The organism is Metapseudomonas phytobenefica (assembly GCF_043392685.1).
Taxonomy (GTDB): Bacteria; Pseudomonadota; Gammaproteobacteria; order Pseudomonadales; family Pseudomonadaceae; genus Metapseudomonas.
The window spans coordinates 62,400-77,618 of record NZ_JBHZGM010000008.1; the positions used below are offsets into that span (position 1 = coordinate 62,400).

Genomic DNA, 15,219 nt, shown 5'->3' on the forward strand with positions numbered 1-15,219 from the left:
CGCATGAAAAGCAGACTGCACCGCAAGCCTGGGCATCCGTACTACATCTTGGCTCCGGACTACCGGGAGTCGTCCTCGGGCGTATGTGTACTTCACTATCTCTGTCATGCATTGAATCTGGAGGGGTTCGAGGCCTATATCGCCGGAGGCAAGAGGACCAACCCGGACCTGAAGACCCCCTTGCTGACTGACGAGATCAAGAAGCGCCATAAACAGGCGGGGAAAGTACCGATCGGCGTTTATCCAGAAGTTGCTTCCGGCAATGCGCTGATGACGCCGGTGGTGGCGCGATACATCCTGAACAAGGAAGGTCTGATTGGTGGCAATCAGATTGGCGCAGGAAGTCATGACTTGTTCTTCTATTTCCGCCAGGAGTTCGTGGAGGCTGACCGTGCGGTCGATCTCCTGACTTTGCCGGGAACCGACATGGAGATGTTCTCGCCTGATCCTGGGCGTGAGCGGACTACGCCGCTGCTCTATCTCAATCGCGTGCCTCGTGACGCGGTGGATTTTTCCAGACTGCCGCCTGATATCGAAGTACTGTCGATGGCCAATCCGCTTCCGCTGGCGCAGTTGGCAGAGAAATTCAGAGCCGGAAAGCTTCTCTATACGTTTGAGACCTCCTCAACCTGTACCAAGGCAATGCTTTGCGGCTGCCCTGTCGTCGCCTTGCAAGCCAAGGGTTACGAGCATCTTGCATTCACTGACGAAACGCTGGCGTTCTATCAGTTCAGCGGCGTTGCACTGGACGATTCTGCGATTTCGCTGGAGAAGGCAGCGAGCGGTCTTCCGGTGATTCGCCAATGGCACGAGGAGCTGGAGGAGCGCTTCTGGGAACAGCTGGTCGTGTTCACCCGGAAGACGCAGGAGCAGGCGAACAGGGAGGCCGTCAGCCAGCGCTTCTGGCTGGACCGCTGGATGAGTGCCAGGGTGCCAGCGGAAACCCATGTGCGCCTGATCAATTCCAGCCTTGAGAGAGATTCGGCTGCGCCGCTGTTGAATGTGGTGGTCAAGGACCTGGCCGGTGACCTGCAGCGGGTGATCGCGACTATCAAGAGCCTGGACAACGATCGCTGCTTCTACCAGAACGTGAAGATCACAGTGCTCACGTCGCTCGATATCCCCAGGGAAAACTCCTCGGAAGGGCTCCGTTTCGTCCGGGTCAACGAGCAGAACCTGGTCGATACGGTCAATCAGGTCGCCGCTGGAATCGATTTCGACTGGCTGATGCTGGTGGAGGCGGGGACCGAGTTCACGGCGGCCGGATTGCAGACCCTGGCGATCGAGTTGCTGGCGGCACCGGGATGCCGAGCCGTCTACGGGGATGAGCTGGAAGTCGACGATGAAGGCGTCCGTACGCCATTGTTCAGACCCGGGTTCAACCTCGATTACCTGCTTGCATTTCCCGGCGCGATGGCTTCGCACTGGTTGTTCCACAAGGAAACCCTGCTTGAGCTCGATGGCTTCGACCCCGCGTTCGCCGGAGCGTTCGAGCTCGACTTCATCCTGCGGATGGTGGAGCACTGTGGCTTCTCGGGACTTGCCCATGTCGATGAGCCCCTGCTGGTCGCCGCGAGCAAAGCTCCCGCCGACAATGCGGACGAGCTTCGTGCGATCGGCCGGCACCTGGCGGAGCGCGGCTATGAAGATGCTTCCGTAGTATCCGTGTTGCCCGGGCGCTATCGCGTGCGTTACGCGCACAAGGAGCAGCCTCTGGTCAGTATCGTCATCCCGATCGAGGACGACCTCGCACGACTCGAGCAGTGCGTCGAAAGCATCCTGGAAGTCACGCGCTACCCGCACTACGAAGTGGTGCTGGTCGGCAGCCTGGACGACTCATCGGCAGTGCGCGACTGGCTGGACACCCTTGCCGGGATGGGGACCGAGCGAATCAGGGTTGCACGCTACGACGGCCATTGCGACTTGTCGGCCATGTGTAATCTGGGCGCAAGCACAGCTCGGGGCGAATACGTGCTTCTGCTGGCCAGCAACACCTGGATGAGCCAGCCGGAATGGCTGGATGAAATGCTGAATCACGCACTGCGTCCGGAAGTGGCGGTCGTGGGCGCAAAGGTTCTCTATCGCTTCGGGCCGGTCAAGCATGCCGGGATCATCCTGGGGCTGCGTGGCCCGGCAGGAGGCGCCTTCATTGGCGAAGCGGGGGATGCGCCCGGCTACATGAGCCGTTTGCAGGTAGATCAGAGTTACAGCGCCGTGAGTCGCGCTTGCATGCTGGTACGCAAGTCGCTCTTCGATGAAGTGGGTGGCATGGGGAGTGATGACATTCGCGCAGAGCATGCCGATGTCGATTTCTGCCTGAAGCTGGGCCAGGCCGGCTACCTGATTCTATGGGCTGCGCATGCGGTGGTTCGTCAGGCAGGGGAGGCGCCGGCGGAGGGCGTCGAGGCGTCGTTCGAATCGCAAGAGCAGCAAAAGGCCCGGATCGCCATGTACGAGAAGTGGTTGCCCGTGCTTGCCCGGGACCCGGCCTACAACCAGAACCTGACCATCAGCGGCTTCGGTTTCACCCCCGACTATTCCAAGACCCGTGAATGGCAGCCAATCGGGCAGCCACTGCTCCCGCGTATCCTGTGTCATCCGTCCGATGGCGGCGGATGTGGGCACTATCGGCTCTACCAGCCCTTCCTGAGCATGGAGCGAGACGCGCTGATCGAAGGGGTTTCCTGCGGGTCGTTGCTGTCGCCGGTCGAACTCGAGCGCTTTGCTCCCGACAGCATCATTTATCAGCGCCAGTTCACGCCGGAAAGCCTGTTCCGCAGGGAAGAGGGCGAAACCTATTCCGGCGCGTTCCGCGTGATGGACATGGACGATTTCATCCCTGGCGTTCCACCGAAAAGCATCCACTTCAACAAGGTTCCCAAGAATGTAATGGAATACATCAACAAGTCGCTGAGCCTGGTGGACCGCTTCGTGGTGTCGACCGCACCGCTGGCCGAGGCCTTCGCCGGATTGCATCCCGATATCCGCATCGTGCAGAACCGCCTGCCGGTGGAGTGGTGGAGCAATCTTCACAGCGAGCGGCGCGTAGGACGCAAGCCCCGGGTCGGCTGGGCGGGTGGCTCCAGCCATACCGGGGATCTTGAGCTCATTTTCGATGTGGTGCGTGAGCTGGCCAACGAGGTCGAATGGGTATTCTTCGGCATGTGTCCTGACCTGTTGCGCCCCTATGTCCACGAGTTTCATCCGGGCATTTCCATTGAGCGCTACTCGGAGCGCCTTGCCCGCCTGAATCTGGACCTGGCCCTGGCACCGCTGGAAATGAATCTGTTCAACGAGTGCAAGAGCAATCTGCGCATTCTGGAATACGGCGCTTGTGGGTATCCGGTGATCTGTACGGATATCGATCCCTACCGTTGCGGCATGCCCGTCACCCTGGTGAAGAATCGCACCGAAGACTGGCTTGAGGCGATCCGCATGCACCTCTCCGATCTCGACGAGACGGCCAGGAGAGGGGATGCGCTACGTGAAGTGGTGCGCCGCGACTGGATGCTGCAGGGCGAAGCATTGCTGGACTGGCGCAAGGCATGGTTGCCTGACTGACGCGCGTCATTTGCCGGGGCACTCGAGTATGGGTGCCTTCGGTTTTCGATCTTTCTCTAAAGTTTTCCTCCAACCCGCCGATGAGCTTGGTAAGGCTTGAGCAGTACGGTTTCCCGGTGTGCTCGAACCAGGCAAAAAAACTGCGTATCAGGGCTAAAGGTTTTTCTCGAAGCGCCGATACGCAAAGTGAACGCGAACTCAATGGCCTCATGAGCTGCAGGCTCAGAGTCGCAAGCTCAGGCAAACAAGCTCGGTCCTTTGGAGGACGAAAATCATGGCATTGACTGTCAATACCAACGTTGCTTCCCTCAACACTCAGCGCAACCTGAACCGTGCGTCCGACTCGCTGAGCGTATCGATGCAGCGCCTTTCCACCGGTTCGCGTATCAACAGTGCCAAGGACGACGCCGCCGGCCTGCAGATCTCCAACCGTCTGACCAGCCAGATCAACGGCCTGAACGTTGCGGTGCGCAACGCCAACGATGGTATCTCCATCGCCCAGGTGGCCGAAGGTGCCCTGCAGCAGTCCACCGACATTCTGCAACGTATGCGCGAACTGGCCCTGCAATCGGCCAACGGCAGCAACAGCAGCGTTGACCGCACTTCCCTGAATCAGGAAGTGGTGTCCCTGCAGAGCGAACTGGACCGTATTGCCGACACCACCAGCTTCGGTAGCGGCAGCAACAAGCTGTACCTGCTCAATGCCAGCGATTTCAGCGGCGACGTGGATTTCCAGGTGGGTGCCGACGCCAACGAAACCATCAGCATCACCATGGGCTCGGCCTCGTTCGACTCGTCCGGTCTTGCCGTTGCCTCCGGTGATGTGGACATCACCACTGCTTCCGGTGCCCAGGCAGCTGTTTCCGCGATCGACGCAGCCCTGGCGGCCATCGACAGCAAGCGTGCCGACCTCGGTGCCGTGCAGAACCGCTTCCAGAACACCATCGCCAACCTGCAGAACATCGCAGAGAACGTGTCGGCTTCGCGCAGCCGCATCAAGGACACTGACTTCGCTGCCGAGACCGCCAACCTGACCAAGAACCAAGTGCTGCAACAGGCCAGTACCGCTATTCTTGCCCAGGCGAACCAGCTGCCGTCGGCTGTTCTCAGCCTGCTGCAATAAGGTCCAACTCAGCAAGTTGAACAGGGGAAGGGTCCCAGGACGCCTGCCCCTGTTTTTGCGTTTTCAAGGAGGCGGATATGGATATCAATGTGCAAGGCGTCAGAAGCTCTGGCGCGATTGATACTAGGCCGGCCGCAGAGCAGAAGTCGCAGCGTTCGAGCGTGGCGGATGCGCGCTTCAACGTGCAGGGGGGGGCTTCCGAAACGAATGAGCGGGGAGCTCCGTCCGTAGACAAGGCCGAGGCCATCGGCAACACCGTTGCCTCTCTCCGGGAATTCGCCCAGTCCATCCAGCGGGATCTTTCCTTTCGAGTGGATGATTCCAGCGGGCGGATTGTGGTCGAGGTGCGGGACCAGTCTTCCGGCGACGTCATTCGCCAGATCCCTTCCGAGGAAGCGCTGCAACTGCTCAAGCATCTCGAGGAAGCGCGAAGCCTGATGCTCAAGACGACGGCCTGAACACTTGGCCTGAATCCTGCTATTCAGCTCGGGCGATGTCGTTAGTGTCAAAAGACTGTCGAGGGAAGGAACATGGCAACGATTACTGGCACCGGTCTCGGCTCCGGACTTGATATCAACTCGATCGTGAAGTCGCTGGTCGATGCCCAGAGCGCGCCAAAAACCGCCCAGCTCGATCGTCTCAAGAGCCAGACCGATGCCAAGATTTCCGGGGTAGGGCAACTGCAGAGTGCCCTCGAGGCGTTTCAGAAGGCCATGAAGGACCTCGGCGCCGGAGAGGCTTTCAATGCCCTGGCGGCCACGTCTTCGAAGGCCGAACAGATCACCGTCAGCGCGGCGAACAACGCAGTCGCCGGCAGCTACCAGGTCAAGATCAATCAGCTTGCCACTGCCTCCAAGGTCGCGACTGGCTTCACCCCCTCCAGCGGTACTTTCGATGCAGGTTCGCTGACCATCAGTCTCGGCAGCGGTAACGACTTCATCGTGGACATCGCCGAAGGTGCTTCCCTGGTAGAGGTTCGCGATGCGATCAACGCCAAGCTCAAGGACAAGGGCGTGACCGCCAACGTCGTGAGCGACCCCGCCAATCCGCAGGCGGGTTCCCGGTTGATCCTCAGTTCCACCGTTACCGGCGCGGGCAAGGATATTTCCGTATCCGGCTCCAACGCCTCCCTGGCCCAACTGAACGTCGATGGCAGCGTGCAACAACAGGGCAGTGGGGCGGGCTATATCACCAAGGCCCAGAATGCCGAGTTCGAGATAGACGGACTTGCGCTTTCCAGTGCCACCAACAAGGTCGAAGGGGCGGTCAGCGGACTGACCTTCGAGCTGCTGGCCGAAGGGGTAGGCAAGACCACGACGCTGACCGTCGGACCGAACAAGACCGGTCTGAAGGATTCGATCCAGAAGTTCGTCGATGCCTACAACCAGGTCGTCAAGGTAACCAGTAACCTGACCAAGGTAACCAAGGGTGCCGATGGCACGACCACCAGCGGTGGTGCCCTGGTGGGTGACTCCACCGTGCGGCAGATGATGAATATCCTGCGCAAGGAGCTGACGACTTCCGCCGATACCGGCAACGATGCGATCAAGATTCTTGCGGATCTGGGCATCAAGACGCAGAGCGACGGGACCCTCGCCATTGAGCAGAGCAAGCTGGACAAGGTGATCCAGGACAGTCCCGAGACCATTGGTGCCTTTTTCACCGGTACCGACGGCCTGTTCAAACGGTTGGACAATCAGATCAAGACCTATACCCAGGCAGGCGGCATTCTCAAGGAGCGTTCCGAATCGCTCCAGGGCACACTCACCAGCATCAGCAAACAGCGTGATGCTCACACGCGTGCGATGGCAGCACTCGAAGAGCGCCTTTATTCGCAATACAACGCGATGGACAATCTGGTCGGGCAATTGACCAGCACGGGCAATTCGTTGCTGTCCAGCCTCGATGCGTTGGCGGCGCGCTCGAAGTCCTGAGCCCGACGTTGAAATAAAGCGGAAGAAGCTGCTAAAGGTTTTGCGCTTCGTACCGATAAGCAAGGTATGTAGACAGCAGCCCTGCGAGAACGAACATGAATGTCGCCTCCGCTCTCCGCCAGTATCAGAACGTCAACACCAATGTCATGGTGGCTGACGCCAGCCCGCACCGCCTGATCCAGATGTTGATGGAGGGAAGCCTCTCCCGCTTGGCCCAGGCGCGTGGCGCGCTCGAACGAGGCCAGTTGGCCAGCAAGGGTGAACTGATCGGCAAGGCCATCTCCATCGTGGGTGGCTTGCGTGGCGCGCTCGACATGGAGCGTGGTGGTGAAGTGGCGGTCAACCTCGATCGCCTGTACGAGTACATGGGCAATCGCCTGGTCGAAGCCAATGCCAGGGATGACTCCGCGATACTTGATGAAGTCTCTCAGCTGATGCGTACAATCAAGTCCGGCTGGGACGCGATCGCGCCCTGAATGAGTCGGTGTCCTAGGAGTGTCCATGAGTAAATCTGTCCAACTTCTCGAGGCGACGGGCGCGATGCTGCGCGATGCCTTGAATCGAAGGGATTGGGAAGCCATCGGTGTGCTTGACCAGCAATGCCGCCAGGCGATCGACGAAGCCATGGATGAAGTGCCAGCAGACGAAGCATTGTTGCGTGCGCGCATGGAGGATCTCCTGGCGCTTTACCGCGAACTGGTGAGCATTTGCCAGGCGGAGCAGCAACGCATCGCCGGCGAGTTGCTTCAGCTCAACCAGGCCAAGCAGGGCGCCAAGGTCTACCAATTGTTCGGCTGATGGCCGGACAATTTCCAACTGCCATTACTTCGATACTGCGCCCACAATCGCTTAGCCATTCCGTCGGCTCGCACAAAAAAAGCACGCCATAAAATTGACACGGCAAGGGTTTTTCACTTTACTAGTGGCCAATTGCCGGTTGGTCCCTTCCCCCGGGATGCACCGTCTGTCCATACGCCGTGGAATGCGGCGTCCAGCCCTGGAAGCAAGAGCCAGACAATGTGGCGTGAAACCAAGATTCTGCTGATCGACGACAATAGCGATCGCCGCCGCGATTTCGCGGTGATCCTGAATTTTCTCGGGGAAGAGCACCTGGGCTGTGCCAGCAGTGACTGGCGCGACCTGACAGGCTCCCTGGATTCCAGCCGCGACGTCCTGTGCGTCCTGCTGGGCGAAGTGAGCGCCAAGGGCGGTGTGTTCGAACTGATCAAGCAATTGCTGGCCTGGGACGAGTTCCTGCCGATCCTGCTGATGGGCGACCAGGTCCAGGCCGACTGGCCCGAAGACCTGCGCCGCCGCCTGCTGGTCAGTCTGGAGATGCCGCCGAGCTACAACAAGCTGCTCGACTCCCTGCACCGCGCCCAGGTCTACCGCGAAATGTACGACCACGCCCGCGAGCGTGGCCGCCAGCGCGAACCCAACCTGTTCCGCAGCCTTGTCGGTACCAGCCGCGCCATCCAGCAGGTGCGGCAGATGATGCAGCAGGTAGCCGATACCGACGCCAGCGTGCTGATCCTCGGCGAGTCCGGCACCGGCAAGGAAGTGGTCGCGCGCAACCTTCACTACCATTCCAAGCGTCGCGAGGCGCCCTTCGTGCCGGTCAACTGCGGTGCCATTCCGGCGGAGCTGCTGGAAAGCGAACTCTTCGGCCATGAGAAGGGCGCCTTCACCGGTGCTATCACCAGCCGGGCAGGGCGCTTCGAGCTGGCCAACGGCGGCACCCTGTTCCTCGACGAGATCGGAGACATGCCGCTGCCGATGCAGGTCAAGCTGCTGCGCGTGCTGCAGGAGCGCACCTTCGAGCGCGTGGGCAGCAACAAGACGCAGAACGTCGATGTGCGCATCATCGCCGCCACCCACAAGAACCTCGAGCAGATGATCGAGGCCGGCAGCTTCCGCGAAGACCTCTATTACCGCCTCAACGTATTCCCCATCGAGATGGCGCCGCTGCGCGAGCGTGTGGAAGACATTCCGCTGCTGATCAACGAGCTCATCTCGCGCATGGAGCACGAGAAGCGCGGCTCCATCCGCTTCAACTCCGCCGCCATCATGTCCCTGTGCAACCACGACTGGCCGGGCAACGTCCGTGAGCTGGCCAACCTTGTCGAGCGCATGGCGATCATGCATCCCTACGGTGTCATCGGCGTCAGCGAACTGCCGAAGAAATTCCGCCACGTGGATGACGAGGACGAGCATCTCAAGGCCAGCCTGCGCGAGGAAATCGAAGAGCGCGCGGCCATCGGTGCCGGTCTGCCGGGCGTTTCCTCGCCCGCGCTGCTGCCGCCGGAAGGCCTGGACCTCAAGGATTACCTCGGCAACCTGGAGCAGGGGCTGATCCAGCAGGCGCTGGATGATGCTTCCGGCGTCGTGGCCCGCGCTGCCGAGCGTCTGCGCATCCGCCGCACCACCCTGGTGGAGAAGATGCGCAAGTACGGCATGAGCCGTCGTGACGAGGAATTGGCGGAAGAATAATTCCGTTTTTTACAAGTTGTTGTTTTTAAAGGAATAAATTTTAGGCACGGGTATTGCTATATCTCCCTCGACCGACCGTCTGCTGACGGTCGATGGAGCGAGAGAAGAGCATGAGCCACGCCGTAATCCCCGCACAGAATCCGCAATCCGCCCAAGCCGAGCAGGCCAGCCGCGCCGGTCTTGAACAGGCCTTTGCGCTGTTCAACCAGATGTCGACCCAGCTCAGCGAGTCCTACAGCATGCTGGAGGCGCGGGTCACCGAGTTGAAGGGCCAACTGGCCCTGGTCAGTGCCCAGCGCATGCAGGAGCTGGCGGAGAAGGAACGCCTCGCCAACCGCCTGCAGAGCCTGCTGGACCTGCTGCCCGGCGGTGTCATTGTGATCGACGGGCAGGGCGTGGTGCGCGAAGCCAACCCTGTGGCGCGCAGCCTGCTTGGCCAGCCCCTGGTGGGCATGCTCTGGCGCGAAGTGATCGCCCGCAATTTCGCCCCGCGCGAAGACGACGGCCATGAAATCTCCCTCAAGGATGGCCGCCGGGTTTCCATCGCTACCCGCTCCCTCAATGGCGAACCCGGCCAACTGATACTGCTCAATGACCTGACGGAAACCCGTCGCCTGCAGGATCAGCTGGCCCGCCACGAACGCCTTTCCTCCCTCGGACGCATGGTCGCGTCCCTGGCCCACCAGATCCGCACGCCGCTGTCCGCTGCCTTGCTCTATGCCAGCCACCTGGCCGAGCAGGTGCTGCCCACCGAGCAGCAGCAACGCTTCGCCGGCCGCCTGAAGGAGCGTCTGCACGAGCTGGAGCACCAGGTGCGCGACATGCTGGTGTTCGCCCGTGGCGAGCTGCCGCTGCCGGATCGCCTGGCGCCGTCGGCGCTGTTCTCCGCGTTGCGCGCCTCGGCCGAATCCCACCTCGAAGGCAGGCGGGTGCGCTGGCAGTGCGACCTCGCTGCGGGTGAGCTGCTATGCAATCGCGACACGCTGGTCGGCGCGATGCTCAACCTGATCGAGAATGCCAGCCAGGCCGCCGGCCGCGACCTGCGCCTCAAGGTTCATCTCTACAGGCGCGGGGGCGACCTGCTTCTCACCATCAGCGACAACGGCCCGGGCATCGATGCCGCCACCCTGGCGCGCCTGGGCGAGCCCTTCTTCACCACCAGGACCACCGGCACCGGTCTGGGGCTGGCCGTGGTCAAGGCGGTGGCGCGTGCCCACCGCGGCGAGCTGCAGCTGCGCTCGCGTCCGGGCCGTGGCACTTGCGCCACCCTGGTTCTGCCGCTGATTTCCGCGGCGCAGTCGGATTCACAGGAGTAAAGAACGATGACTGCCAAAATTCTGCTGGTCGAAGACGACCGCGCCCTGCGTGAAGCCCTGGCGGACACCCTGATGATCGGTGGCTATGACTACCGCGCCGTGGATTGCGCCGAGGCCGCCCTGGTGGCGCTGGGTGAAGAGTCCTTCGGCCTGATGGTGAGCGACGTCAACATGCCGGGCATGGACGGCCACCAGTTGCTGGCCATCGTCCGCCAGCGCTACCCGCAGCTCCCGGTGCTGCTGATGACGGCCTTCGGGGCTGTCGAGCGTGCAGTGGATGCGATTCGCCAGGGCGCCGCCGATTACCTGGTCAAACCCTTCGAGCCCAGTACCCTGCTGGATCTGGTGGCGCGTCATGCGCTGGGCCGCGTGAGCCAGGCGGTTGGCGACGGTCCGGTGGCCCTGGAGCCGGCCAGCCGGCAACTACTGGAACTGGCAGCAAGGGTAGCGCGCAGCGATTCCACCGTGCTGATCTCCGGCGAGTCCGGCACCGGCAAGGAAGTGCTGGCGCAGTACATCCACCAGCAATCGACTCGCGCCAATGGACCCTTCATCGCCATCAACTGCGCGGCCATTCCGGACAACATGCTTGAGGCCACCCTGTTCGGCCACGAGAAGGGCGCGTTTACCGGCGCCATCGCCAGCGCGCCGGGCAAGTTCGAGCTGGCCGATGGCGGCACCATCCTGCTCGACGAAATCTCCGAAATGCCCTTGGGCCTGCAGGCCAAGTTGCTGCGCGTGCTGCAGGAGCGTGAAGTGGAGCGCGTGGGTGCGCGCCGTCCCATCAGCCTGGATATCCGCGTGCTCGCCACCACCAACCGCGACCTGGCCGCTGAAGTGGCAGCGGGGCGTTTCCGTGAAGACCTCTATTACCGTCTCTCGGTCTTCCCCCTGGCTTGGCGACCGCTGCGGGAGCGTCCGGCGGACATCCTGCCCCTGGCCGAACGCCTGCTCGCCAGGCACGTCAAAAAAATGAATCACGCCGCCGTGCGCTTCTCCGCTGAAGCCCAGGCCGCGCTGCTGGCCCACGCCTGGCCGGGCAACGTGCGTGAACTGGACAACGCCGTGCAGCGCGCGCTGATCCTGCAGCAGGGCGGGGTGATCCAGCCCTGCGACCTGTGCCTGACTGCGCCGATCGGCATGGCCATCGCGCCCGCCGCGCCGGCACTCGCTGCCATGCCGGTTTCCGCGCCGGTGGTGCCGTTGCCGACGGCCGCTGCGCCAGCCGAAGCGCCAGGTGCCCTGGGCGATGATCTGCGCCGCCGCGAGTTCCAGCTGATCATCGACACCCTGCGTTCGGAGCGCGGCCGCCGCAAGGAAGCCGCCGAGCGTCTGGGCATCAGCCCGCGTACCCTGCGCTACAAGCTGGCCCAGATGCGTGATGCCGGTATGGATGTGGAGGCTTACCTCTACGCCAGCTGACGCCAGGATGGATGGCGCTTGCGAAACCCGTCGAACCGGGCTGATGGGTTTCGCTCCGCTCTACCCATCCTACGAAGTTTTGCTTTTGCTTTTGCTTTTGCTTTTGCTTTTGCTTTTGCTTTTGCTTTTGCTTGCAGCTTGCAGCCGCCCCTTTTGGCACCCTTTTTGCAGATACCCCTTCATCGGACCGCGTAGCGTCAAAAAATCGCGGCAGTTGGAGGAACGTGATGAGCCAGGGTGTTGAGTTCAATCGCCTGATGTTGGAAATGCGGGCCATGCAGATGGATGCGATGGCCCGTGCCAGACCCGCCCCTGTGGCGGCGCCCGAAGCCAGTGCGCCGAGCTTCGCCGACATGCTCGGCAAGGCGGTCGACAAGGTGGCTGAAACCCAGAAGATTTCCACTGACATGGCCAGCGCATTCGAGGTCGGGCAGAAGGGCGTGGACCTCACCGATGTGATGATCGCGTCGCAGAAAGCCAGCGTTTCCTTCCAGGCCATGACCCAGGTGCGGAACAAGCTGGTCCAGGCCTACCAAGACATCATGCAGATGCCGGTTTGAGGACGGGTTGAGAAATGGCTGAAGCCGCTGTTGCAAAGGTTCCCGCCCAGGCGGATGCATCCGGGGCGTCGGAAGGGAAAAAGCCACTGTTCGGCCTGTCCTTCCTGGACAACCTCTCGCAGATGACCATGCTGCGCCAGGTCGGCCTGCTGGTCGGCCTGGCCGCGAGCGTCGCCATCGGCTTCGCCGTGGTGCTCTGGTCGCAACAGCCGGACTACCGCCCGCTGTATGGCAGCCTGTCCGGGATGGACGCCAACCAGGTCGTGGAAGCCCTTGGCGCTGCCGACATCCCTTACAAGATCGAGCCCAACTCCGGCGCCCTGCTGGTGAAGTCCGATGACCTCGCCCGCGCCCGCATGAAGCTCGCCGCCGCCGGCGTGGCCCCTGGCGACAGCACCGTGGGCTTCGAAATCCTCGACAAGGAGCAGGGCCTGGGCAGCAGCCAGTTCATGGAAGCCACCCGCTACCGCCGTGGCCTGGAAGGCGAACTGGCTCGCACCATCTCCAGCCTGAACAACGTCAAGGGTGCGCGCGTGCACCTGGCCATTCCGAAGAGCTCGGTGTTCGTCCGCGACGAGCGCAAGCCGACCGCTTCGGTGCTGGTCGAGCTCTATCCGGGGCGTTCCCTTGAACCGAGCCAGGTGATGGCGATCGTCAATCTGGTGGCGACCAGCGTGCCGGAACTGGAAAAGTCCCAGGTCACCGTCGTCGACCAGAAAGGCAACCTGCTGTCCGACCAGCAGGAGCTTTCCGAGCTGACCATGGCCGGCAAGCAGTTCGACTACACCCGGCGCATGGAGACGCTCTACACCCAGCGCGTGCACAGCATCCTGCAGCCGGTGCTGGGCAATGGCCGCTACAAGGCCGAAGTGTCTGCGGACGTGGATTTCAGTGCCGTCGAATCCACCTCCGAAATGTACAACCCGGACCAGCCAGCCCTGCGCAGCGAACAGAAGCTCGCCGAGGAACGCCAGACCAGCGGAGGCCCGCAGGGCGTGCCCGGTGCGCTGTCCAACCAGCCGCCGGCGCCCGGTGCCGCGCCGCAGCAGGCCACGAGTACCAGAACCGCGAGCGTGCAGCCGGGCCAGCCGCTCCTGGACGACAACGGCCAGCAGATCATCGATCCGGCCACCGGCAAGCCGATGCTCGCGCCGTATCCCACCGACAAGCGTGACCAGACCACCCGCAACTTCGAGCTGGACCGCTCGATCAGCTACACCAGGCAGCAGCAGGGCCGCCTGCGCCGGCTTTCCGTCGCGGTGGTGCTGGATGACCAGATCAAGGTGGACCCGCAGACCGGCGAAACCACCCGGGTGCCCTGGAGCGCCGAAGAGATCGCACGCTTCACCCGCCTGGTGCAGGATTCGGTGGGCTATGACGCCAGCCGCGGTGACAGCGTCAGCGTGATCAATACCCCGTTCCAGGCCGATAACAGCGAAGAAGTCATCGACATCCCGTTCTATACCCAGCCCTGGTTCTGGGACGTGGTGAAGCAGGTCCTGGGCGTGCTCTTCATCCTGGTGTTGGTGTTCGGTGTGCTGCGTCCGGTGCTGAGCAACATCAGTGGCGGCAAGTCCAGGGAACTGGAAGGCGACCGCGTTGGCGACGTGGACCTCGGCGAGATGGGCCTGGCCGGCGAACTGTCGGATGACCGCGTCAGCCTCGGTGGACCGCAAAGCATCCTCCTGCCCAGTCCGAGCGACGGGTATGATGCGCAACTCAATGCCATCAAGAACCTGGTGGCTGAAGATCCCGGCCGCGTGGCCCTGGTAGTCAAAGAGTGGATCAACGCCGATGAGTGATAATCGCGCCCCCGCCAAACTGAACAAGGTCGACAAGGCAGCCATCCTGCTGCTGTCCCTGGGCGAGACCGACGCTGCCCAGGTGCTCCGGCACATGGGGCCGAAGGAAGTGCAGCGGGTCGGCGTTGCCATGGCGCAGATGCGCAACGTCCACCGTGAACAGGTGGAGCAGGTGATGAGCGAGTTCGTCGAGATCGTCGGCGACCAGACCAGCCTGGGCGTTGGCGCCGACGGCTACATCCGCAAGATGCTCACCCAGGCCCTGGGCGAAGACAAGGCCAACAACCTGATCGACCGCATCCTGCTGGGCGGCAGCACCAGCGGCCTGGACAGCCTGAAATGGATGGAACCGCGCGCCGTGGCCGACGTGATCCGCTACGAGCACCCGCAGATCCAGGCCATCGTGGTCGCCTACCTGGACCCGGACCAGGCCGCCGAAGTGCTCAGCCACTTCGACCACAAGGTGCGCCTGGACATCGTCCTGCGCGTGTCCTCGCTCAACACCGTGCAGCCGTCCGCGCTCAAGGAACTCAACCTGATTCTCGAGAAGCAGTTCGCCGGCAACGCCAGCACCACCCGCACCGCCATGGGCGGCGTGAAGCGCGCGGCGGACATCATGAACTTCCTCGACAGTTCGGTCGAAGGCCAGCTCATGGACTCCATCCGCGAGGTGGACGAAGACCTCTCCACCCAGATCGAAGACCTCATGTTCGTCTTCGACAACCTGGCCGATGTCGACGACCGTGGCATCCAGGCACTGCTGCGCGAAGTGTCGTCGGATGTGCTGGTGCTGGCCCTCAAGGGCTCGGACGACGCCATCAAGGAAAAGGTCTTCAAGAACATGTCCAAGCGTGCCGCCGAACTGCTGCGCGACGACCTGGAAGCCAAGGGGCCGGTACGCGTCAGCGACGTGGAGTCGGCGCAGAAGGAAATTCTCACCATCGCCCGCCGCATGGCCGAAGCCGGGGAAATCGTCCTCGGCGGCAAGGGCGGCGAAGAAATGATCTGAGG

At 62.3% G+C, this 15,219-nt stretch carries 12 protein-coding genes; all 12 read left to right on the top strand.

Features of this window, described 5'->3' with window-relative positions; genetic code table 11:
• Positions 1-3: 3 nt before the first annotated feature.
• The 12 genes from ACFW0B_RS09235 (at position 4) to fliG (ending at position 15,217) form a co-directional block, all read left to right on the top strand.
• Positions 4-3,561, top strand: coding sequence for a glycosyltransferase (locus tag ACFW0B_RS09235; RefSeq protein WP_449147612.1), 3,558 nt, complete (start codon positions 4-6; stop codon positions 3,559-3,561).
• Between the two features lie 274 nt (positions 3,562-3,835).
• Complete coding sequence (locus tag ACFW0B_RS09240; protein WP_449147613.1) at positions 3,836-4,684, top strand: flagellin domain-containing protein; 849 nt, start codon at positions 3,836-3,838, stop codon at positions 4,682-4,684.
• 77 nt (positions 4,685-4,761) lie between these two features.
• On the top strand, positions 4,762-5,142 hold the full coding sequence (locus ACFW0B_RS09245; protein ID WP_449147614.1) for a flagellar protein FlaG: 381 nt from the start codon (positions 4,762-4,764) through the stop codon (positions 5,140-5,142).
• Between the two features lie 72 nt (positions 5,143-5,214).
• Positions 5,215-6,618, top strand: coding sequence for a flagellar filament capping protein FliD (fliD, locus tag ACFW0B_RS09250; protein WP_449147615.1), 1,404 nt, complete (start codon positions 5,215-5,217; stop codon positions 6,616-6,618).
• A gap of 95 nt (positions 6,619-6,713) precedes the next feature.
• A complete protein-coding gene (fliS, locus tag ACFW0B_RS09255) occupies positions 6,714-7,094 on the top strand; it encodes a flagellar export chaperone FliS (protein ID WP_449147616.1) in 381 nt (126 codons plus the stop codon).
• 25 nt (positions 7,095-7,119) lie between these two features.
• Positions 7,120-7,416: a flagellar protein FliT gene (locus ACFW0B_RS09260; protein ID WP_449147617.1), complete on the top strand. Its 297-nt coding sequence runs from the start codon at positions 7,120-7,122 to the stop codon at positions 7,414-7,416.
• A gap of 219 nt (positions 7,417-7,635) precedes the next feature.
• The gene (locus ACFW0B_RS09265) at positions 7,636-9,108 is read left to right on the top strand and encodes a sigma-54 dependent transcriptional regulator (protein ID WP_449147618.1); all 1,473 of its coding nucleotides are present in this window, start codon (positions 7,636-7,638) and stop codon (positions 9,106-9,108) included.
• A 110-nt stretch (positions 9,109-9,218) separates the two neighbouring features.
• Positions 9,219-10,424, top strand: a complete 1,206-nt coding sequence (locus ACFW0B_RS09270; protein ID WP_449147619.1) for a sensor histidine kinase — start codon at positions 9,219-9,221, stop codon at positions 10,422-10,424.
• 6 nt (positions 10,425-10,430) lie between these two features.
• On the top strand, positions 10,431-11,846 hold the full coding sequence (gene fleR, locus ACFW0B_RS09275; RefSeq protein ID WP_449147620.1) for a sigma-54-dependent response regulator transcription factor FleR: 1,416 nt from the start codon (positions 10,431-10,433) through the stop codon (positions 11,844-11,846).
• A 227-nt stretch (positions 11,847-12,073) separates the two neighbouring features.
• Entirely contained in the window at positions 12,074-12,406 is a 333-nt protein-coding gene (gene fliE, locus ACFW0B_RS09280) for a flagellar hook-basal body complex protein FliE (protein WP_449147621.1), read from the top strand.
• Positions 12,407-12,420: 14 nt separating this feature from the next.
• On the top strand, positions 12,421-14,208 hold the full coding sequence (fliF, locus tag ACFW0B_RS09285) for a flagellar basal-body MS-ring/collar protein FliF (RefSeq protein WP_449147622.1): 1,788 nt from the start codon (positions 12,421-12,423) through the stop codon (positions 14,206-14,208).
• Positions 14,201-15,217 carry a flagellar motor switch protein FliG gene (gene fliG / locus ACFW0B_RS09290; protein WP_449147623.1) on the top strand — a complete coding sequence of 339 codons (1,017 nt, stop codon included), beginning with the start codon at positions 14,201-14,203 and terminating at the stop codon, positions 15,215-15,217. The genes fliF and fliG overlap by 8 nt, the downstream gene beginning before the upstream one ends.
• Positions 15,218-15,219 lie beyond the last annotated feature (2 nt).